Source organism: Oleiphilus sp. HI0117, from assembly GCF_001635235.1.
In genome coordinates this window covers 1-435 of sequence record NZ_LWGA01000556.1, presented here as the reverse complement: position 1 = coordinate 435, position 435 = coordinate 1, and the positions used below count along the sequence as shown (strand labels likewise).

Annotated in this window: 1 pseudogene; it reads left to right on the top strand. The window is 48.0% G+C overall.

Features of this window, described 5'->3' with window-relative positions:
• Positions 1–418: pseudogene (locus A3757_RS06145) on the top strand (hypothetical protein); the annotation flags it as partial.
• Positions 419–435 lie beyond the last annotated feature (17 nt).

Genomic DNA, 435 nt, shown 5'->3' with positions numbered 1-435 from the left:
CGATGTCGAAATCGGGGCTAATTCGGCCATTGATCGTGGAGCTTTGGACAATACAGTAATCGAGAAGGGCGTTAAGCTCGATAATCAGATTCAAATTGCTCACAATGTCCGTGTTGGCGAAAATACTGCCATGGCAGCATGTTGTGCTGTTGCGGGGAGTACGACGATCGGAAAGAACTGTGTTATCGGCGGCGCAAGTGGTATAGCGGGTCATTTAACGATAACTGACGATGTGCATATCACTGCAATGACGATGGTGATAAAAAGCTTGAGTGAGCCTGGCGTGTATTCGTCTGGAACGGGCGTTCAGCCTAATGCTCAATGGCGGAAAAGTATTGCAAGACTTCGGCAGCTCGATAAAATGGCCGAATTAGCCCCGATTTCGACATCGTCCTCAATTACAACACCACCTAGCTGAACTATTTTTTCCCAGCC